Here is a 21458-nt window from a genome sequence, read left to right as displayed (position 1 = left end):
TTTTGAAACTCATTTAATAAAAAATAAATTATGTACGATATTGTAAAAATGCTCCATTCCTATTGGGCCTACTTAGTGTTATTTATATTGTTGTTAGCAGTTTTAAATGCTTTTTTAGGACTTCTTGGGAAAAAAGAATACAATGCCAAGGCATTTAGAATATCACTTTTTACATTAATAGTATCTCACATACAACTATTAATTGGTATGATACTGTATTTTGTATCTCCTATGTTTGATATGTGGAGTGAAATGGGAAGCGAGGTAATGAAAACAGCTTCTGTTAGATTGTATTTAGTAGAGCATCCATTTGTAAATATTTTGGCTGTAGTATTAATTACAATAGGCTATTCTAAGCACAAAAAGAAATTAACATCAGCACCAAAATTTAAAATTATTGCTATTTTTTACGTAATTGCTTTAGTGTTGTTTTTATCAAGAATTCCATGGGATGCATGGTTAAATTAAACAAAAAAGGTAGCAAAAATTGCTGCCTTTTTTGTTTTATGAGCTAGTTGTTGTTAATCAATTTCTTTTATAATGTGTACATACACAGGGAAATGGTCACTATAACCATTAGTAAAACCGCCATCGGCAAAACTCCTAAACGGATAGCCTTTATACCTGCCTTTTTTATTAGTTAAGTACTGTTTGTTAAAAATACCTGCTTTATAAAATCTAAAAGAAGAGTAATCTTTTTCTAATAAAGGTTTTGTAATTAATATTTGGTCAAACAAACTCCATGCGTCACGATAAGCATTAGAGCCTAACCCTTTTCTAAAAAAATCTTCCATAGGGTTATAAATACCTTTAAGTTTTACTTTTTCTTTATCCTTTTCGGCATTTAAAATATCCTTAACACTTGAATTAGTAGGATCATCATTTAAATCGCCCATTGTAAAAATTTTAGCATAAGGGTCAATGGCTTGAAGCGAATCTATAATACGTTTATTTAGTTTCGCTGCTGCAATTCGTTTAGGCCTACTCCTTGCTTCACCACCACTTCTAGAAGGCCAATGGTTTACAATTATATGAATCAACTCCCCTTCCAATTTTCCACTAACCAGTAGTTGGTCTCTTGTATAGACTCGTTTTCTAGTATTATCATCATAAATTTTTAGTTCATGATTGCTTGTTTCTATAGGTGTAAAAAAAGCTTTTTGGTACATTAAGGCAACATCAATCCCTCTTGCATCAGGCGATTCAAAGTGTACAATACCATAATCTTTTTTTACCAAAGCAGAATCATTGGCTAAATCTTCAATAACTTGTCTGTTTTCAACTTCAGAAATACCAATAATTACAGGCGAATTTTTAGACACATCTGCGCCTATTTCAGATATAACTTTCGCCATATTCTTAACTTTCTGTTTGTAAACCTCGCCTCTATTAAAATTCAGCTCCATTATGGGGCTTGCTTCATCAAACTTATTGGGATTATTAATTGTATCGAATAAATTTTCAACGTTATAGAAAGCTACAGTATGTACTTTAAATTTCCTTTTTTCTTGCCCATCTACAGATGTAAAAAAGAGAAATGCAATTACTAAAAAGTTTATTTTTTTCATTTAAAACATGTATTATGAGTTCGTTAAGATACAATCAAATCTTAAGCCAAAGGTAAATATTAGTAATAAATAATGTAAATTTGGTAGTCTTAAAAAATGTAAGTTTTAAGAAAAGGAGTGTTAATTTTAAAATTAAATATGAAAAAAAACGTACTTATTTTTTTAATGGGAGTTGTTTTTGTTTCCTCAGCTTTTGCACAACAAACTATAATAAGAGGTAGTGTAAAGGATGCAGTAACAAATTTACCAATTCCCGAAGTTATAATAACTATTGAGGAGACTTCATTTTCAACTAAAACAGATGCTAATGGAGAGTTTAGCTTTACAAGAAACGTCCCATTAGGCGAACAGGTTTTAAATGTGTCTAAACTAGGATATATTACTGCTAGATATCCAATTGTAGTTAATGAGGGCAGTACCGTGAATATTACTGATATGTCTTTAGATATTGATGTATCTGATTCGGCCGATTTATTCACTATTAGTTTGTCAGATGACGAACTTAACGACGATACAAGTGGTGCTGATAATATTTCGGGATTACTACAATCGTCGCAAGATGTGTTTTTACGTACAGCTGCTTTTGAATTTGGTTCATCATTTTTTAGGGTAAGAGGACTCGATTCAGAGAATGGAACCATACTCATTAATGGTGTTGAAATGAACAAGATGTTTAATGGGCGACCACAATGGAGTAATTGGGGAGGTTTAAACGATGTAATGCGAAACCAAGAGTTTACTAATGGTATTCCGCCTTCAGCGTATAATTTTGGAGGTATTTTAGGAACTACTAACATTAATGTAAGAGCCTCTAAATATAGAAAAGGAGGGCGTATTACTTATTCATCATCTAATAGAAGTTATACAAACCGTATAATGGCGTCTTACGCTTCAGGTTTAGTTGAAGGAGGTTGGGCATATTCATTATCTCTTGGAAGACGATGGGGAAATGAAGGTTTTCAAGACGGAACTTTTTATGATGCCAATTCATTTTTTGTCTCTGTAGAAAAACAAATCAATGATAATCACAGCATCAATATTACAGGAATTTATGCGCCAAATAGAAGAGGAAAATCATCACCTAACACACAAGAAGTTTACGATTTAAAAGATATTAGGTACAATGAGTATTGGGGTTGGCAAGATGGCGAAAAACGTAACTCCAGAGTAAAGCGTACCGATGAGCCAATAATTATGTTAAACCACTACTGGGATATTAATGATAAAACAACCTTAAACACTAATTTGGCATACCAATTTGGTGAGCTTGGAAATAGTCGTTTAGACTATGGAGGGCCAATAAATAATGTAGATAATGATGGAGGAGGAGCTAACCCAAGTCCTGCTTATTACCAAAGACTTCCTAGTTACTGGTTGGCAGATGATGATTTAGAACGAGCTTATGAATGGCAACAAGAGTTTATTAATAATGGACAAATAAATTGGAATAGAATGTATGATGCTAATATCACTAATAATATTAGCGGTTATAATGCAGCATATGTGTTATATGAAGATAGAAGCGATGACACGCAGTTCACCGCAAATACCATTTTTAATACAGAGTTAACAGATAATATTACCTTAAATGGCGCTTTAAACTTAAGACAACTAAAATCTGAAAACTTTGCACAAATAACAGACATGTTAGGAAGTACTACAGGGTATTTAAATGTTGACTCTTTTGATGGGTATCAATATGATTATAGAAACCCTGACAGGGTTGCTAATGAAGGTGATAAATTTAGATACAACTATAACTTATATGCCGATGTTTTTAGTGCCAATATTCAAGCGGCATTTAAGTATAATAAAATAGACTTTTATGTTGCAGGAAGTATTACCAATACACAATATCAAAGAGAAGGATTATATCAACATGAAGCTTATCAAGACAACTCGTATGGTAAAGGAAAGAAACTTAAATTTAATGGCTTAGGTGCTAAGGCAGGATTTACATATAAGTTAACAGGAAAGCACTTATTTGATATAAATGCGGCTTATATAACTAAAGCACCCTCGTTACGAAATGCGTTTTCAAACTCAAGAGAAAACCATAGTATAGTTGGAGACCAAAGTGGGATAGATATTACTGAGGAGAAAATAACCTCGGTTGACGCTAGTTATATTTTTAGATCTCCAATAGTTAAAGCTAGACTTACAGGGTATTATACAACCATTAAAGATGCTAATGAAATTTCATTCTTCTTTGCTGATGGTATTGGTGGAGATAATACAGCTTTTGTACAAGAAATTCTTCAGGGAGTTAACAAAAAACATTTTGGAGGCGAGTTGGGTATAGAAGCACAAGTAACACCAACAATAAAATTAAAAGGAGCTGCTTCAATTGGACAATTTACTTACGATAATAACCCAAACCTTATTTTAACATCCGATGATTTTGAAAATGGGTTTCAAGACTTCAATCAAGCAAATTTAAAGGATTACAAAATAGCTGGAGGCTCACAACGAGCTGCTTCGGTAGGGTTTGAATATAGAGATCCAGATTATTGGTGGTTTGGTGCGACAGCCAATTTCTTTTCTAATGCATACCTAGATGTGAGTCCATTAATAAGAACAGAAAATTTTTATTTAGATAATGACGGATTGCCATTTAACGACTACGATCCAGATTTAGCAAGAGAACTTTTAAAGCAAGAGAAATTTGATGATTACATGACGGTTAATCTTATTGGAGGCAAGTCATGGAAAATAGGCGATTATTTTATTGGCTTATTTGCAAGTGTTAATAACCTACTGGACAAAGAGTACAAAACTGGTGGTTTTGAACAAGGAAGAAATGCTAATTTTAGGCAGCTAAGAGACGATAACGCTAATCCTAAGCGCATATTCGGTCCTAAATATTGGTATGGTCGAGGTACTACGTATTTCCTTAATCTAAACTTCAGATTCTAAAAAAACAATTATGAAAAATATTATATCACAAACAATGAAATGCATAGCATTCACGGAATCCAAAAAAAATAAAACTATGGGTAAATTCAATAGAATATTAACTTTAATGATGGTTACTGTAGCAACTTTAGCTATGGTTTCATGTGTTCAAGACGACGACTTTACTGTTCCTGCATCTTTAGGAAATGAAGAAAATAAAGGATTACAGGATATTATGCAAGGCATTAGTAATGGATCGTTAACCGAAGTTAGCATAGCCGAACTTCTTGCATTATATACAGGACAAGTAACAGCAATAACTTCGGATATTGTTGTAAAAGGTTATGTAACATCTTCAGATGCTACAGGAAATTTTTATAAAGAATTTTACATGCAAGATGCTCCTGAAAACCCAACAGCAGCTGTTGGCATTGTGTTGAACCAAACAGATTCGTATAACCAGTTTAACAAAGGTAGAGAGATTTATATTAAATTAAATGGGTTGTTTTTAGGAGAAAACTCATCAGAAGTACTTACTATAGGAGGCAGCATCGATGACGATGAGGTTGGTGAACTAACTGCCGTTATGATCCCCAATCATGTGTTTAGATCAGGAACTACCATGGAAATAGTACCATTGTCATTAGAACCATCGGATGTTAATTCTTCACATATGGGAATGTTTGTAACCTTCGAAAATGTACAGTTTCCAATGAGTTTAGAAGGGAAAACGTTTCTAGACCCTAATGATGATTTTGATACACAACGCACTTTGGTAAGTTGTACTGATGGTTCAGAATTTCCTTTGGAAACAAGTTCTTTTGCAAGTTTTACACAAGTGCTTTTGCCTACTGATGCTAGAGGAGCTATTTCGGGAGTAATTACCCAAAGTTATGGTGGTAACGATAGGGTTATGGTATTAAACTCGATTGATGATATAAATTTTAATAGTGAACGTTGTGACCCTGTTTTTGAGGAATCTTTCAATACAGCTGTAGATAATACAACACTAAATATTTCTGGATGGACAAATTATGCCGAAGCTGGTTCTACACTTTGGACAGAACAAGTTTATAGCGGCAATGGTTATGCAGAATTTACTCCGTATAGTTCTGGTGATACATCAAGCATTGGGTGGTTAATTAGTCCAGCAATTGATATGGATGCTCAAACGAGTGAAATACTTACTTTTCAAACAGAACATGCTTATCCAGATGCAGGACATGAACCTCTAGAAGTGTTGATTTCTACTAATTGGGATGGTACAGAAGGTGGCGTTGCTACAGCAACATGGACTTCATTAGACTATACTTCTAGTCTTGAAGCAGACTATGGAACTTGGTTTAGTTTTGTAAGTTCAGGAAGTATAGACCTTTCAGGGTATTCAGGAACAGCTCATATAGCTTTTAAATACACAGGAAGTGATACAGCAAATCTAAATACAACTATTCATGTAGATAATGTTGTAATTTCAGTACAATAGTATTTATATTAAAAACTAAAAATAAAGCCACATAAACACAATATGTGGCTTTATTATTTAATTAGCAGTAAATGACAATTTTCGACCAATTTGCCCTGAGCATTTTTAACCATTACAAACCTAGATTAAAAAGAAAAGCCAATACTTTTACCGTGTTTTACATATCGTTGTTGCAAGGTGCATTATTATTGCTTTTAGGGGTGTTCTTTTCGGAGTTTTTTAATCAAATGAAAGTCAATACCATGTCGTCTTCAAATGCTTGGACGCTTTTTGTAATAGCAATAATAATTATCTATTTTAAAAATTGGATGACTTATACAGGAAGACGACGACACGTATTAACCGCAAAATCCAATAAAAAGAAATTCAAAGCTTATAATATTTGGGTGCTTTGGTTGCTCCCATTTGGTTGCATAGCAATCGCTATCATGCTTTTAAATAAGTATTAAGCTTGTTTTAAGTGAATATACACAGGAAAATGGTCGCTATAACCACCTTTGTACCTTCTGCCTACAAAAGTCCTAAAAGGGTTGCCTCTATATTTTCCTTTATACTGTCTTAAAAAGTCACGATCAAAAATATCGGCTTTTGAAAATCCATGGGCTCCTTTTTAATATTCAAAAAAGTTGGTGGTAAACAATATTTGGTCAAATAAATTCCATTGTCGTCGGTGACTTAAACTTCCTCTAAAAAACGATTTAAGCTCTTCCATTGGGTTAAATAAATCTTCAGCATGAACCAGTTGCTTGATACTTTTGTTGAAAGGGCCATCATTAAAATCGCCCATAATAATGATTTTGGCACTTTGTATTTCAGACTTAATTTTATTCATAATTTTTAAAACCTTTGATGATGCCAACAAGCGTGCTGGTTCACTTTCTTCAACACCTTCTCGTCTTGAAGGCCAATGATTTACAATAAAGAATATATGTTCTCCATTTAATTTGCCTTCAACCATTAAAATATCTCGAGTGTAATCTCTACTTCCGTCTTCATCAAATAGATCTAAAGGGAATACTTCGGAGTTTATAACCTCAAAAATACTAGTGTCGTATAGCATAGCGACATCTATTCCGCGTTCGTCGGGAGAGTCGTAATGCACATAATTATACGAAGTGTTTTTTAAAAACTTAGAGTTTAACAAATCATCAATCACCAATTTGTTTTCAACTTCTGCTAAGCCTATAATTGCTGGAATTTTTTTAGAGGCTTTTACACCAATATGCGATATGGCATACCCTAGTTTCCTAACTTTTTTGCGATAGCGTTTTTCTGTCCACCTTTTTTTGGAATTTGGCAAAAAATCATCATCATAAGTAAACTTGTCATCAAACGTATCGAATAAATTCTCAAGATTGTAAAACGCAATAGTATGATAATTTGTATCCATAAGTTGGTATAAGTGACTAAAATACTAAAATCTTATTAGCCTAAGCACAATTATAATGTGCAATTCAATTTGTACATTTGCATCCTTATTTATGATAGAAAAGAAAGACATAGCATTAGAAAAAGCGGTTTTAATTGGGATTATATCCAAAGACCAAAACGAAGAACAATCTAAAGAATATTTAGATGAGTTAGAGTTTTTAACTTATACTGCAGGAGGAGAGGTTTTAAAACGCTTTACTCAAAAAATGGACATGCCTAATCCAAAAACATTTATTGGATCAGGGAAGATGGATGATGTGCGACGTTATATAGAAGAACATGAGGTTGGTACAGCTATTTTTGATGATGAATTATCGCCAGCACAAGAACGAAATATCAGTAAAATACTTAATTGCAAAGTATTGGATAGAACCAACTTAATCCTAGATATTTTTGCACAACGTGCGCAAACCAGTTATGCGCGTACACAAGTAGAATTGGCACAATGTGAATATTTATTGCCGCGTTTAAAAGGTATGTGGACACACCTTGAAAGACAAAAAGGTGGTATTGGAATGCGTGGTCCTGGTGAAACCGAAATTGAAACTGATAGACGTATTGTACGTGATAAAATAGCACTGCTTAAAGCTAAAATCAAGAAAATTGACAGACAAATGGCTGTGCAACGAGGTAACAGAGGAAAGTTGGTACGCGTAGCTTTGGTTGGTTATACCAATGTAGGAAAGTCAACCTTAATGAATACCATTAGTAAATCGCAAGTGTTTGCCGAAAACAAACTGTTTGCAACTTTGGACACTACAGTTAGAAAAGTAGTGATTAAAAACTTACCGTTTTTAATGAGCGATACTGTTGGGTTTATTAGAAAGTTACCTACGCAGTTGGTTGAATCGTTTAAGAGCACACTTGATGAAGTAAGAGAGGCGGATTTGTTACTGCATGTAGTAGATATTTCTCATCCAAATTTTGAAGAGCATATTGCTTCGGTAAACCAGATTTTAGGTGAAATAGATAGTGCCGATAAAGCAACCATTATGGTGTTTAATAAAATTGATGCTTATAAACCTGAACCTTTTGATGATACCGATTTAATTGCTGAAAGAACCACAGCACACTATTCATTAGAAGAATGGAAAAACACGTGGATGTCTAAAATAGGTGATAACGCCTTATTTATTTCGGCATTAAACAAAGAGAATTTAGAAGAATTTAGAAAACGTGTGTATGATGAGGTTAGAAAAATTCATGTCACGCGTTTTCCGTATAATGAGTTTTTGTATCCAGATTATGATGAGCATGACGTATAAAAAAAGCACCTAATAGGTGCTTTTTTATTGTTATAAGGGTGTGTTTTAAAACCCGTAATTAATCCCTAACCCAAACACTTGTCTAGTTTGAAAGCCTTCAAAAGCATTGTCGTCATAAATAGTTTGGAATGCTAAGTTAGCCGAAAGGTATTTATTAATAGTCATTACTAAATTCATGGTGTAATCTAGGTCCACATTTTGAGGGTCTTCTAAGTAGTTAGAGTATAAGTTTAAAATGTTTTCCATTGATACGTTTTCCATTAAGTTAACTTTGTAATAAGCACCTAAAGCAGCACCAAATTCAAAACGCGTGCTTTTACCTTCTTCTACACCAAAATACGCTTCGTTAGGGAGGGTTAAATCTTTATCAACTATAACTAGTTTAGACGTTGCAGGAGCAATATTTACTTTAAGATTATCGCTTTTTTTCCATAACATCCCTGGACCAAACTGTAAATAGGCTGGAGATAAGAATTTTGTTGGACCATCTGTATCGCTATCCAAATCGTCTGCAAATTGTGTTTTAAAATTAAAAAACGCTGAATAATACCAATATCCAGATGCTTTTTTTCCTAATAAAGAATTCCACTCTAATCTATCATCAGATTTTTGAGCATCTTCACCTTTTATTTTAGTAATTCCAAAAGCTGCAATTAATTTGTTATCCCAAGTCCAATCACCTTTTAATAGGTTAAAGTCGTAGTTTAAACCTAAGGTTCCTGATAAATTACTTTGTCCTCCAGCTACCCAATTATCGAATGATGATTGGTTTAATAAAAATGAAATAGTTCCTGTTTTAGTCCATCCATCTTTTGGAGTTTCGTCAGCCTCTTGGGCATGTAACGAGGTCATTCCAAAAACAATTGTTATTGCTAATAATAATTTTCTCATAATTTTAATTTTTTATAAAAATGTTGGCAAATATATAACTTAATTAAATGTTGCTAAAAATTACCCTATTTAGGTTCTTGTAAGACACTAAATAGATAATGGGATCACACTAGCTACTGGCTTTAGGTTTTTTATAAAGCGGTACAGAAGAGCATGCTTCACCATACATGATAGACTTTGCAATAGGTTTTAGTTTTGCTGTTAATTGGATATAGGCATTGTCTGGAATTGGCTTATTAGAGCATCCTTTAATAATAATAGGCTTGTCTATAAATTCTGAAACGTCTATGTTAGAAATAATATCTTGGTAAATAGATGTTTCTAATAACGTTAAATCTCCAATAACAGTTTTAGAGGCATAAGGCTCTAAATAGGTTGCTAACAGCATATAAGCCCAAGCAGGAATAATAGCATCGGTTGAACAATTTAACGCAACGAAGCAATTGTTATACAGCTCCCAGTTATGTTCTAAAGCTTTTTGTCTAAACTCTTTTTCACGAAGTACTAAGCCTTCTAGTAACCAATCTTTAATATCAAATAAGATACGTTCGCCTTTAGGATAATAATCCTCAAGATCAATAGTAACAAGTTTGCTATTTGCTACGCGATTTATGATTTCGTCTGACATTTAATAAAAGACCTTTCGTTAACCTCGTTATGTACTATCAATGAAAATATATTTTCATTTTAGTAATGCTCAAGGTAATATTTAGTTATATATAATTAATTACTGAATACTGTGACAGGATACTGCTAACTAAATCAAAGCATTCCTAATTCTAATTTGGCTTCTTCACTCATTAAGTCTTGACTCCAAGGTGGATCGAAAGTAATTTCAACTTCTGCACTTTTCACTTCGTTAATAGACTTTACTTTTTCTTCAACTTCCATTGGTAGCGTTTCAGCTACGGGACAATTTGGTGTTGTTAAGGTCATTAAGATTTTTACTTCATAGTCTTCATTTACAAAAACATCATATATCAACCCTAATTCGTAAATATCTACAGGAATTTCTGGGTCGAATATGGTTTTAATAACACGTACTATTTTTTCGCCTAAGGCGTTTACATCTATTTGTGTTGTACTCATTTTTAAAAGCTTTTTATTCGTTATTTGTTTATACGCTGAAACAAATCAACTAATTTAATTGTGTTTGGTATGCTATGGCATACATTTTTATTTGTTTTATCATACTTACTAAACCATTTGCTCTGGTAGGAGATAAATGCTCTTTAAGTCCTATGTCATCTATAAAACCTGTATCTGCTTCAATGATAGCTTTTGGTGTTTGGTTAGAAAATACTCGTATTAAAATGGCAATAATACCTTTAGTAATAATAGCATCACTATCTGCTGTAAACACAACCTTATCGTCTTTCATTTCGGCATGAACCCAAACTTTACTTTGACAACCTTTAATGATATTCTCATCGGTTTTATACTGGTCGTCAATAAGAGGTAAAGATTTACCAAGTTCTATCATATATTCATAACGTTGCATCCAGTCGTCAAACATTGAGAACTCCTCTATAATATCGTTTTGTATGTCTTTAATAGTCACAGTTGTTTTTATTTTATGCAAAAATACAATTCCTTATTGTTTTGAGCTTAGTTTTTTAAAGGATTGAAGCTTTTCAACAAGTTCTTTTATTTCTTGAGGTGGATGTCCATGATCAAATTCACTCGACCTAATTTCCTTATCTCCGTCTTTTATGATTAAAGTGGCATGAGCTGCACCATCGGCATATCTAAAGGTAGTTGGAGCTTTTAATATAGATAAACCATTAATCTTAATTTTAGATAATAATTCTAAGCATGTATTCCAATCTTCAATAGAACTGTTATAAGTTTTAACGTTTTTTCTATTAATATTATTAGAAATAGTTATGGAATCACTAGAAATAGAAATTTCCTCAAAAAATCCTCTTGAAACAGCCTGATATGTTATAGTAATAGTTTCTTGACGTTTTTGTAATTCAGTATAATTTGAAGACACAGTATTGCATTGTTTTGGTATAAAAATTAAAGAGAGTAATATGATTAATGATTTCATAATTAATGGATTATAATTTTAATACACAAAAAATAATGCCCCCAGCTTTTAAGTTAACATTTGGGAAGCTTTCTTTACAGCATCTACAAACACATCAACTTCTTCGAAGGTGTTATAGAATGCAAAGGATGCACGAACTGTGCCAGGGATTTTATAAAAATCCATAATTGGTTGTGCACAATGGTGTCCAGTTCTAACAGCAACCCCTAATTTATCCACTATAGAGCCAATATCGTAAGGATGGACATTGCCAATATTAAAAGAAATAACAGAGGTTTTATGTTTTGAATTTCCATAAATTCGTAATCCTTCAATATCTAAAAGTTTTTTGGTGGCATAAGCTAATAGTTCATTTTCATAAGTTGCTATGTTATCAAAACCAATAGCATTCATATAATCTATAGCAGCTCCAAAGGCAATACCACCACAAATATTTGGTGTTCCAGCTTCAAACTTATGAGGTAAATCGGCATATGTTGTTTTTTCGAAGGTAACTTCAGCAATCATCTCGCCACCACCTTGATAAGGAGGTAATTTGTTTAGCCACTTTTCTTTTCCGTAGAGCATACCAACACCAGTTGGACCACACATTTTATGAGCAGACGCGACATAAAAATCAACATCTAATTGTTGAACGTTTGGTTTTATATGAGGACATGCTTGTGCACCATCAACCAACACAGCAGCTCCAACTTTATGTGCTTTCTCAATAATGTCTTCTATCGGATTAATAACACCAAGCGCATTAGAGATATGATTTACAAACACCAATTTGGTCTTGTTGGAAAGCAAATTTGCATAGTCGCTCATTACTAACTCACCTTTCTCATTCATTGGAATCACTTTTAAGGTGGCTCCAGTTTTTTCACAAAGCATTTGCCAAGGCACAATATTGCTATGATGCTCTAAGGCAGAAACAATAACTTCATCATCACTTTTTAACAACGAAGCAAAGCCATTAGCCACTAAGTTAATACTGTGTGTTGTTCCTGAAGTGAAAATAATTTCATGCGCTTTTTCAGCATTAAAATGCGTTTGAATTTTTTTACGTGCTTCTTCGTATTTATCGGTTGCTTCTTGACTTAAGGTGTGTACACCACGATGTATATTTGCATTATAATTACTATAATAATTTACAATAACATCTATAACTTGTTGTGGTGTTTGCGACGTTGCGGCATTGTCTAAATACACCAAAGGTTTCCCGTTTACTTTACGAGAGAGTATTGGAAAATCTTTTCTAATTACTGTAACGTCTAACATAGCTTTTAATTTCAAAAAACAAAGGTAGTAATACTAAGTTTCATTTAGAAATGAAGGCATTGAATAAGTTGATAAGAACTTAAAGATTATTTATGCAAATTACATTTACTTGAATTCTTATATTTGAAAAACTTCAAAAATCATACGTTTATGAAATATTTAAAGTGGTTTTTATTGCTATTGTTAGCAGCTGTTATTGTTGTGGTATTTTTAAATTACGAACGCCTAGATATTGTTTCGGGTTATTCGGCTAAAAGTATGGCGTCTTCAGTATTTACGGCTAAAAGAGGTTTTCAGTTTACAGATAGTACAGATAATAACTTTTCTCCAATAAACATTGCTAAAGATGAAATTGATTTGCAGGAAAAAAGTGCTACAGCATCGGTGTTTGGGTTAAATAAACGAAAAGCGATTTATAGAGAAGGCTTGGGAAGTGTACTTATACCAGATGGATATAAATATACGCCTGACAATATAAAACCGAAGCGTAATTTTACTAAAATAGAGTTACCATATCCTTATGGAAACTTAGAACAAAAAGACACAGTTTTTGCTAATGTAGATTACAAAAAATTACAGAGTGTTATTGATACGTACTCTCAAGACAGCCTACAAACCAGAGCACTTTTGGTAATTTATAAAGACCAGATTATAGCAGAAACATATGCTAAAGGATTTAATAAAGATTCCAGAATTTTAGGTTGGTCTATGACCAAAAGTATTACCAGTACCATCTATGGTGTCTTGCAAAGCCATGGTGAAATAGATGTAATGCAACCTGCACCTATTGATGCTTGGAAAGATGATGAGCGCAATAAGATTACTATAAACAACTTATTGCAAATGAATTCAGGTTTGGAGTGGGAAGAAAACTATGAAACCATTAGCGATGTTACAAAAATGCTCTTTCAAGAAGAAGATATGACGAGTTCTCAAGCAGATGAACCTTTAGTTGGAAAACCAAATGAAAGTTGGTATTATTCTTCTGGAACTACCAATTTATTATCAGGGATTTTGCGTAAGCAGTTCAATTCATATCAGGAGTATTTAGATTTTTGGTACACTGATTTAATTGATAAAATAGGAATGCACTCCATGTTAATTGAAGCTGATATGATAGGCAACTATGTAGGCTCTAGTTATGGTTGGGCAAGTCCTAGAGATTGGGCAAAATTGGGATTGCTGTATTTGCATCAGGGTAACTGGAATGGAGCGCAAATTTTTACAAAAGACTGGTATGATTATGCTGTTACGCCTACCAACTCGTCTAACGGACGTTATGGTGCGCAAATTTGGCTAAACGCTGGTGGTTTTTTGCCTGATGTGCCTAGAGATGTATTTTCTTTTAATGGATATCAAGGGCAGCGTGTATATATGTGCCCAAGTAAAGATTTGGTTGTAGTACGCATGGGATTAAAACCAATGGATTTTAATGGTTTATTACGTGATGTAATTGAAGTGATTAATTAGAAGATGAAGTAATTTTTTGAAATGAATAACTAATTTAACGGAATAAAAAATCCCGCAAAAGCGGGATTTTTTATTCTATATTTAGTACTATTTCTTACAAATCAAATCCAATATTTACACCTAATTTATTGGCAATAAGCTTGTTAATTCGTTTTTTAAGCTCAGGAATTTTTACACTTTCTAAAACGTTATTAGCAAAGGCATACATTAACAATGCTTTAGCTTCTTTTTCAGGAATACCTCTCGAACGCAAGTAAAACATAGCACTTTCATCTAATTGTCCAATAGTACAACCATGTGAACACTTTACATCGTCTGCAAAAATCTCTAGTTGAGGTTTTGTGTTAATAGAGGCTTTATCACTTACCAATATGTTATTATTAGCTTGAAAGGCATTAGTTTTTTGTGCTTCTTTTTCAACAACAACTTTTCCATTAAATACGCCTGTGGCACTATCGCCGAAAATGCCTTTATAATCTTGATGACTCTCACAATTAGGCTCTATATGATGTACTAAAGTGTTATGATCTACATGTTGTTTGTCTCCTATTATAGTCACACCTTTTAGGGTTGAATCTATACGCTCTCCGTTTTGATAAAAATTTAAATTGTTTCTGGTTAATTTCCCTCCAAAAGAAAAGGTATGAACAGATACGTGACTTTGTTGTTTTTGATTAATGTAGGTATTATCAATTAACGAGGCGTTTTGCTTATCGTTTTGTACCTTATAATAATCTACAATAGCACGTTTAGATGCAAAAATTTCGGTAACCGAATTCGTTAATACTGGGTTAGATGTTAAGCTTTGATGACGCTCAATAATTTGCACATGCGAATTTTCGCCAACAACAATTAAGTTTCTTGGTTGCAACATTAAAGACGATTCTTTTCCTGTTGAGAAATGAATAACTTGAATAGGCTTTTCAGCAAGTTTATTTTTTGGAATATTAATAAACGCACCTTCTTGAGAGAACGCGGTGTTTAAAGCTGCTAAACTATCGTCTTTTGCTATTTTATTAAAATAATTTTCAATAACTAAACGGTATTTAGGCTTTGTTAAAGCTGCCGACATTAAGCAAACATCCATTCCGTCGTGAGTAGTCTCTGAAAGATGTGACGAATATTTGCCATCTATAAAGATAATTTTATACGAATCGATATCGTGGATTAAATATTTCTTTACATCATTGTAATCTAGATTGTTTTCTTCTTTAGAAAACACACTGTAATCTTCCTTTAATATTTTGTTTAAAGAGGTGTATTTCCAGGCTTCATCTTTTTTATTTGGAAAACCTTTGTTTTCAAAGGTTTTAATGGCTTTACTCCTAATATCGTGAACATAGGTATCTACATCTACTTGATTTTCGAAAGCTAAAAATGATGATAATAATTTTTCTTTTAATTCCATGTTTTCAGTTTTCAGTTTTCAATCACGGTGTTTACTGAGATTGTTTACTGCTTACGTTACGCGCTAACTTCTTCTTTAATCCAGTCGTATCCTTTTTCTTCTAATTCATGTGCCAACTCTTTACCACCAGATTTTACAATACGTCCGTTATAAAGTACATGTACATAATCTGGTACAATGTAATCTAACAAACGTTGGTAGTGAGTAATAACAATAGTAGCATTGTCTTTACTACGTAATTTGTTAACACCGTTAGCAACAATACGTAAAGCATCAATGTCTAATCCAGAATCGGTTTCATCCAGAATGGCTAATTTTGGCTCAAGCATTGCCATCTGGAAGATTTCATTTCGTTTTTTTTCACCTCCGGAAAACCCTTCGTTTAAAGAACGTGATAAAAATTTCCTGTCTATTTCTAGTAACTCAGATTTTTCACGAATAAGTTTCAACATTTCATTAGCAGGCATTTCAGGAAGACCTTTAGCCTTACGTGTTTCGTTGATAGCAGTTTTCATGAAGTTGGTGACAGTCACTCCTGGAATTTCTACTGGATATTGAAACGACAAGAATACACCTTTATGAGCGCGTTCGTCGGCTTCTAACTCACCGATATCTTCACCTTCAAGAACAATACTTCCATTATCAACTTCATATTCTTCTTTTCCAGCAATTACTGATGCCAAAGTACTTTTTCCAGAACCGTTTGGACCCATAATAGCATGTACTTCTCCAGCTTTAACCTCAAGGTTAATGCCTCTTAGTATTGTTTTATCTTCAACACTTGCGTGTAAATTTTCAATTTTTAACATATTAATCTTTACCTATAGTTATCATTTCGCCTCCCTCAGGATTTGGCTTACTTACGTTTAATATTTCTTTTATTTCTACTCTTAATGGCCAACCTTCTTCATTTTCAGGTTTTGGTGTAATAATTCCTCTTATTTCTACAGAAGCCATATCTGTATCTGCTTTTTTATACTGTTTTACTTGCTCGTTTAGTTCATGCATTTTCTCGTTAATAATAACACCATAAATTTCATTATGTGTTTGTAGGACAGCAGCATCAGCATAATAAATAAAATCACCTTTTAAAAGTGTTAAACCATCGTTTTGTTTTTCAGTTCTTTCAGAAGAACCTTTTTCCGAAGCTGTTGAGTTTTCTACAGACTTTGTTTCTTTTTTACAACCTATAAAAGCAATAATTGCTAATAATAACATTAGTTTTTTCATAGTTTAATTATTTTTAACCTACGGATCCTTCTAAGCTTATTTCCAATAACTTTTGAGCCTCTACCGCAAATTCCATTGGTAGTTTGTTTAATACTTCTTTACTAAAACCGTTAACGATTAACGCAATGGCTTTTTCGGTATCGATACCACGTTGGTTACAATAAAATATTTGATCTTCTCCAATTTTACTGGTAGTTGCTTCGTGTTCTATTTGAGCAGATTTATTTTTTGCTTCAATGTAAGGAAATGTATGAGCACCACATTCGTTACCCATTAATAAGCTATCGCATTGCGAGAAGTTACGAGCGTTATCGGCTCTTGAGCTAACTTGTACTAATCCACGATAAGAGTTTTGTGATTTTCCTGCTGAAATTCCTTTAGAAATAATCGTTGATTTAGTGTTTTTTCCTAAATGAATCATTTTAGTTCCAGTATCGGCTTGCTGAAAGTTATTTGTCACAGCAATGGAGTAAAACTCGCCTACCGAATTATCACCTTTCAATACACATGATGGATATTTCCATGTTACAGCACTTCCTGTTTCAACTTGTGTCCAAGAAATTTTAGAGTTGGTTTCACACAAGCCTCTTTTGGTTACAAAATTATAAACACCACCTTTGCCCTCGGCATTTCCAGGATACCAGTTTTGAACGGTTGAGTATTTAATCTCGGCATCATCCAAAGCAATTAATTCTACTACTGCAGCATGCAATTGGTTTTCGTCTCTACTAGGTGCAGTACAACCTTCAAGATAGCTTACATAACTGCCTTCATCAGCAATAACCAAGGTTCTTTCAAATTGTCCTGTTCCTGCTTGGTTAATTCTAAAATAGGTAGATAATTCCATTGGACATTTAACGCCTTTTGGAATATAACAGAAACTACCATCACTAAACACAGCACTGTTTAAGGCTGCATAAAAATTATCGGTTCTTGGAACAACGGTTCCAATATATTTTTTTACCAATTCTGGATGTTCTTGAATAGCCTCACTAATAGAACAGAAAATAATGCCTTTTTCAGCTAAGGTTTTTTTGAAAGTAGTAGCCACAGACACAGAATCAACTACAACATCCATAGCGACACCAGCTAACTTTTTCTGCTCATCTAGAGAAATACCTAACTTTTTGAAAGTATCTAATAACTCTGGGTCAACCTCATCCAAACTATCGTATTTTGGTTTGCTATTAGGTGCAGAGTAGTAAGAAATAGCTTGAAAATCTGGTTTTTCGTAATGTACATTTGCCCACTCTGGTTCTATCATTTCTTGCCACACCCTAAATGCTTCCAAGCGCCAATCGGTCATCCATTTAGGCTCCTCTTTCTTTTTTGAAATGGCCTTAACAATATCTTCATTTAAACCAACAGGAAATGTATCAGATTTTATATCTGTGTAAAAACCGTATTCGTATTCCTTGGTTTTAAGTTCTTCTCTTAAATCGTCTTCTGTATATTTGCTCATGTTATTTTTTATAAGGAGAAACTTTCGCCACAACCACAAGTTCGGTTAGCGTTAGGATTATTAAACACGAACCCTGTTCCGTTTAATCCTCCTGAATATTCTAAAGTAGTTCCAATTAGGTATAAAAAGCTCTTTTTGTCAACAATAATTTTTATACCATTATCTTCAAATACTTTGTCATCTTCTTGCTGTGATTTATCAAATTTTAAATCATATGATAAACCAGAGCAACCACCACTTTTTACGCCTACTCGCACAAAGTCCGTTACAGCATTATAACCGTCTTCGCTCATTAGCTCAACAACTTTCTTTTTAGCAGTTTCTGAAACTTTGATCATATTCTTATGTAGATTATTTCTAAATAAAGTACAAATATACAATTTATGTCCTGTATTTAAAGAAAACCTAACATTATATTAGCCAATGGTTAGATAGGTTTTTGTTATGTGAAACCAGCTAATTATTTAGCTTTATAACTAGTGCGTCTTTAAGACCTTTATTCTCAAAAACATCAAAGTCATTGCTCTCGGTTTCTCCAACAATAAAAACATGACCTTGAGTTGTTTCTAACACATCAAAAGCGAAGTCTAAACCAGAGCCACCAAAGCTTTTTTGATCTAAAAGCTTTCCATTGGTATTAATTTTAACTACCCAAAAATCGTTTTCACCATAATTAGAAGTTACATTTTTGTCGCTACTTTTGGAGTTTCCTGTGATTAAGAATCCGCTTGTTGCAGACCTTATTGAAGTTGCATAATCAAAATCGGAACCTCCATAATTTTTTCGCCATTTGATGTTTCCATTATCATCAATTTTGACGATAAAAAAATCAGAATTTCCAAGGTTAGAAGTTACGTCTCCGTCTATGCTAAAAGAGTTTCCAGCAATGATATAGGCATTATCGTTTGTTTTAGCAATAGATCTTGCTTGATCTATTTCGGAGCCACCTAACGATTTTTCCCAGAGTAAATTTCCGTTAGGGTCTAACTTAATAACCCAATAGTCATAAGAGCCTTTACTATTTGTGATATCGAAGTCATTACTTTCTGAAAACCCAGTTATTACATAGCCTCCATCATTTGCTTGAACTACATCAAAAGAACGATCGTTATTTGTGCCGCCAAAATATTTTCGCCACTCAATGTTTCCATTGGCATCTAGTTTATGACACCAAAACTCACCAATGCCATGACGTTTAGAGTTTCTTATTTTTGTGTTGCCTTCTCCTCCTGAAGCTGTAACGTCTAAAAACCCTGTCATTAAAAACCCACCATCATTTGTTTGAATAATTGAATAAGCATGGTCGTGACCAGAAAACCCATAACTTTTTTCCCATAAAATACCGCCATTTGCATCTAATTTAAGCAGCCAATTGTCATGAAACCCTTCATTGTTACTTGCGTCACCATCACTACTCATGCTATAACCAGTAACGGCAAAGCCACCATCGTTTGTTGTTACCATTTTCTGTCCTACATCGTCTCCAGTTCCTCCGTAAGTTTTACTCCATAGAATGTTCCCACTAGGAGTTATTTTTGTTAACCAATAATCGTTTTCTTGTAAGGTTTTATCAGTAATATCGCCATCTATACTATTTGTATAACCAAAGAGGGCTAAGTTGCCATCTAGAGTTTCAGCAATAGAGAGGATATGGTCTTCTTGAGATCCTCCATAGGTGTTTATAAACTCAATATCATTAAAAAAAGCTACATAGTTGTCGTCTAAATCTTCAAGACAAGAACTACTAACGCAAAGGCACGTAATTATGCAAAATAAGTTGATTACTTTTTTCATATTAATTTCCACTTTTACGAATAATAAATAAGCCTCTTTCAATATCGCTTATTATTAAGTTGCCGCTTGCAAAAAATGGATATACATTCCAAGCACCATGGAAAGATGTATTGTTATTTTCAGGATAAGTATCAAAAAAGCCTATCTCGGTCATGGTATTAGTTTCAATATTAGAGATATCAATAATTCTAACTCCAGAAGTATAATTAGCTTGGTATAATACATTTCCTTTTACATATACATTATGGTCTATTGCTGTGGTTGACCCAAGGTGCTGCATATGAAAAGAAGGGTTGTCTAAATCTGAAAAATCAAACACAATAGTTCTGGTTCTAGTGTTGTAATTGATTTCATCTAATTCGTCACCAAGAATAAAGTATTTTTGATCTTCGGTAAACCAACCTTGATGTGTAAAACCAATATTTGAATAAGACACATTAGATATGTTTGTTGGATTGTTTTTATCGGTTACATCTACTATAACAACCTCATCTTCATTACTTCCAATTAAAATTTCACGCCCAACATAATCAGTATCAGGACCGTTATAAGTCACTACTTGCGCATCATGAGAGTACGAATCGTTACTATAGCCGCCAGCTGCTATAGGGTTTAAAGGATCTTGAATATTAACAAAATGTGGGCCACCATTATAAGTGTTGGTTCCTACAGCATAAGCATAGCCACTTACCTCATTAATTACAATATTATGTGCGTTACCAAACTGATTGTAGTAGGCATCTTCAGTAAAAGTTTCAGGAGGTGTAGTTACATCACCTAATCTTGATAAATCAAATACTTGCATGCCATGATTTGGCGCTTCGCTTACAACAAAAGCATAGTCATTATAAACTTTTACATCTCTCCATGAACTATTAGTAGTGGCTGTTGGGAGAGTGCCTATTAGTATTGGATCCATAGGATTAGAGATATCAACAAACGACACGCCAGATGAGGTGCATACTAGAGCATATTCTTTACCAGAAACAGAGTCTGTCCATCCCCATGAATCGTTTCCTTCGATACCGCCATTAAGATCCTCTAAAGTCATATGTGCCATAAGGTCATAATCGTTACAAGGGAATACGTCTGCAAACCCGTTAGTGCATGTGGAATTGTTAGGCTGTGGAGTTGAAGGGTTGTTAGGAGTATTATTTTTGGAACAACTAATAGTAAATAGGATAGTGAAAACACTAAAAAATATTGTGTTTAAATTTTTCATTGCAGTTCTTTTAAGTACTAAAA

General features: G+C 33.4%; 20 protein-coding genes and 1 pseudogene. 6 read left to right on the top strand and 15 right to left on the bottom strand.

What is annotated here, in order from left to right:
* Positions 1-30: 30 nt before the first annotated feature.
* Entirely contained in the window at positions 31-468 is a 438-nt protein-coding gene (locus E5167_RS02235) for a hypothetical protein (RefSeq protein WP_136840588.1), read from the top strand.
* A gap of 53 nt (positions 469-521) precedes the next feature.
* Here the strand turns inward: E5167_RS02235 and E5167_RS02230 are convergent, their stop codons facing one another.
* The gene (locus tag E5167_RS02230; RefSeq protein WP_136840586.1) at positions 522-1568 is read right to left on the bottom strand and encodes an endonuclease/exonuclease/phosphatase family protein; all 1047 of its coding nucleotides are present in this window, start codon (positions 1566-1568) and stop codon (positions 522-524) included.
* A gap of 138 nt (positions 1569-1706) precedes the next feature.
* Here E5167_RS02230 and E5167_RS02225 point away from each other — a divergent pair, with 138 nt between their 5' ends.
* The 3 genes from E5167_RS02225 to E5167_RS02215 all read left to right on the top strand — a co-directional run bounded on the left by E5167_RS02225 (position 1707) and on the right by E5167_RS02215 (position 6395).
* Positions 1707-4484 carry a TonB-dependent receptor gene (locus tag E5167_RS02225; protein WP_136840584.1) on the top strand — a complete coding sequence of 926 codons (2778 nt, stop codon included), beginning with the start codon at positions 1707-1709 and terminating at the stop codon, positions 4482-4484.
* 10 nt (positions 4485-4494) lie between these two features.
* The gene (locus E5167_RS02220) at positions 4495-5946 is read left to right on the top strand and encodes a DUF5689 domain-containing protein (RefSeq protein WP_136840583.1); all 1452 of its coding nucleotides are present in this window, start codon (positions 4495-4497) and stop codon (positions 5944-5946) included.
* Between the two features lie 71 nt (positions 5947-6017).
* Complete coding sequence (locus E5167_RS02215) at positions 6018-6395, top strand: hypothetical protein (protein ID WP_136840581.1); 378 nt, start codon at positions 6018-6020, stop codon at positions 6393-6395.
* Here E5167_RS02215 and E5167_RS02210 read toward each other — a convergent pair.
* A pseudogene (locus E5167_RS02210) lies at positions 6392-7336 on the bottom strand (endonuclease/exonuclease/phosphatase family protein). The gene E5167_RS02215 and the pseudogene E5167_RS02210 sit on opposite strands and share 4 nt — an antisense overlap.
* Before the next feature lie 91 nt (positions 7337-7427).
* Here E5167_RS02210 and hflX point away from each other — a divergent pair.
* Entirely contained in the window at positions 7428-8642 is a 1215-nt protein-coding gene (hflX, locus tag E5167_RS02205; RefSeq protein WP_136840893.1) for a GTPase HflX, read from the top strand.
* 45 nt (positions 8643-8687) lie between these two features.
* On the opposite strand, the gene E5167_RS02200 is transcribed toward hflX, so the two are convergent.
* The 6 genes from E5167_RS02200 to E5167_RS02175 all read right to left on the bottom strand — a co-directional run bounded on the left by E5167_RS02200 (position 8688) and on the right by E5167_RS02175 (position 12849).
* Positions 8688-9533, bottom strand: a complete 846-nt coding sequence (locus E5167_RS02200) for a DUF3078 domain-containing protein (protein WP_136840579.1) — start codon at positions 9531-9533, stop codon at positions 8688-8690.
* 109 nt (positions 9534-9642) lie between these two features.
* On the bottom strand, positions 9643-10161 hold the full coding sequence (locus E5167_RS02195) for a DUF2480 family protein (RefSeq protein ID WP_136840577.1): 519 nt from the start codon (positions 10159-10161) through the stop codon (positions 9643-9645).
* A gap of 134 nt (positions 10162-10295) precedes the next feature.
* The gene (locus tag E5167_RS02190; RefSeq protein ID WP_136840575.1) at positions 10296-10622 is read right to left on the bottom strand and encodes a DUF59 domain-containing protein; all 327 of its coding nucleotides are present in this window, start codon (positions 10620-10622) and stop codon (positions 10296-10298) included.
* A gap of 49 nt (positions 10623-10671) precedes the next feature.
* Positions 10672-11094 carry a SufE family protein gene (locus E5167_RS02185; RefSeq protein ID WP_136840573.1) on the bottom strand — a complete coding sequence of 141 codons (423 nt, stop codon included), beginning with the start codon at positions 11092-11094 and terminating at the stop codon, positions 10672-10674.
* Between the two features lie 33 nt (positions 11095-11127).
* Entirely contained in the window at positions 11128-11586 is a 459-nt protein-coding gene (locus E5167_RS02180) for a hypothetical protein (protein ID WP_136840571.1), read from the bottom strand.
* A 48-nt stretch (positions 11587-11634) separates the two neighbouring features.
* Complete coding sequence (locus E5167_RS02175) at positions 11635-12849, bottom strand: aminotransferase class V-fold PLP-dependent enzyme (RefSeq protein ID WP_136840569.1); 1215 nt, start codon at positions 12847-12849, stop codon at positions 11635-11637.
* Positions 12850-12999: 150 nt separating this feature from the next.
* Here E5167_RS02175 and E5167_RS02170 point away from each other — a divergent pair, with 150 nt between their 5' ends.
* Positions 13000-14319 (top strand): serine hydrolase domain-containing protein, encoded by a 1320-nt coding sequence (locus tag E5167_RS02170; RefSeq protein ID WP_136840567.1) that lies wholly within the window; start codon positions 13000-13002, stop codon positions 14317-14319.
* 94 nt (positions 14320-14413) lie between these two features.
* Here E5167_RS02170 and sufD read toward each other — a convergent pair whose 3' ends face one another.
* From sufD to E5167_RS02135, 7 genes are all read right to left on the bottom strand, one after another.
* Positions 14414-15727 (bottom strand): Fe-S cluster assembly protein SufD, encoded by a 1314-nt coding sequence (gene sufD / locus E5167_RS02165; protein ID WP_136840565.1) that lies wholly within the window; start codon positions 15725-15727, stop codon positions 14414-14416.
* Between the two features lie 56 nt (positions 15728-15783).
* Positions 15784-16536, bottom strand: a complete 753-nt coding sequence (gene sufC / locus E5167_RS02160; protein ID WP_136840564.1) for a Fe-S cluster assembly ATPase SufC — start codon at positions 16534-16536, stop codon at positions 15784-15786.
* 1 nt (position 16537) lies between these two features.
* Positions 16538-16957 (bottom strand): hypothetical protein, encoded by a 420-nt coding sequence (locus tag E5167_RS02155; protein WP_136840563.1) that lies wholly within the window; start codon positions 16955-16957, stop codon positions 16538-16540.
* Positions 16958-16970: 13 nt separating this feature from the next.
* Positions 16971-18419, bottom strand: coding sequence for a Fe-S cluster assembly protein SufB (gene sufB, locus E5167_RS02150; protein ID WP_136840562.1), 1449 nt, complete (start codon positions 18417-18419; stop codon positions 16971-16973).
* Positions 18420-18427: 8 nt separating this feature from the next.
* Complete coding sequence (locus E5167_RS02145) at positions 18428-18757, bottom strand: HesB/IscA family protein (RefSeq protein ID WP_136840561.1); 330 nt, start codon at positions 18755-18757, stop codon at positions 18428-18430.
* 118 nt (positions 18758-18875) lie between these two features.
* Positions 18876-20213, bottom strand: coding sequence for a hypothetical protein (locus tag E5167_RS02140; protein WP_136840560.1), 1338 nt, complete (start codon positions 20211-20213; stop codon positions 18876-18878).
* Position 20214: 1 nt separating this feature from the next.
* Positions 20215-21435: a choice-of-anchor B family protein gene (locus E5167_RS02135; RefSeq protein ID WP_136840558.1), complete on the bottom strand. Its 1221-nt coding sequence runs from the start codon at positions 21433-21435 to the stop codon at positions 20215-20217.
* Positions 21436-21458: the final 23 nt, after the last annotated feature.

This window comes from Pontimicrobium aquaticum (assembly GCF_005047595.1).
GTDB classification, from domain to species: Bacteria; Bacteroidota; Bacteroidia; order Flavobacteriales; family Flavobacteriaceae; genus Pontimicrobium; species Pontimicrobium aquaticum.
This window is presented reverse-complemented; position numbering and strand designations above follow the sequence as displayed.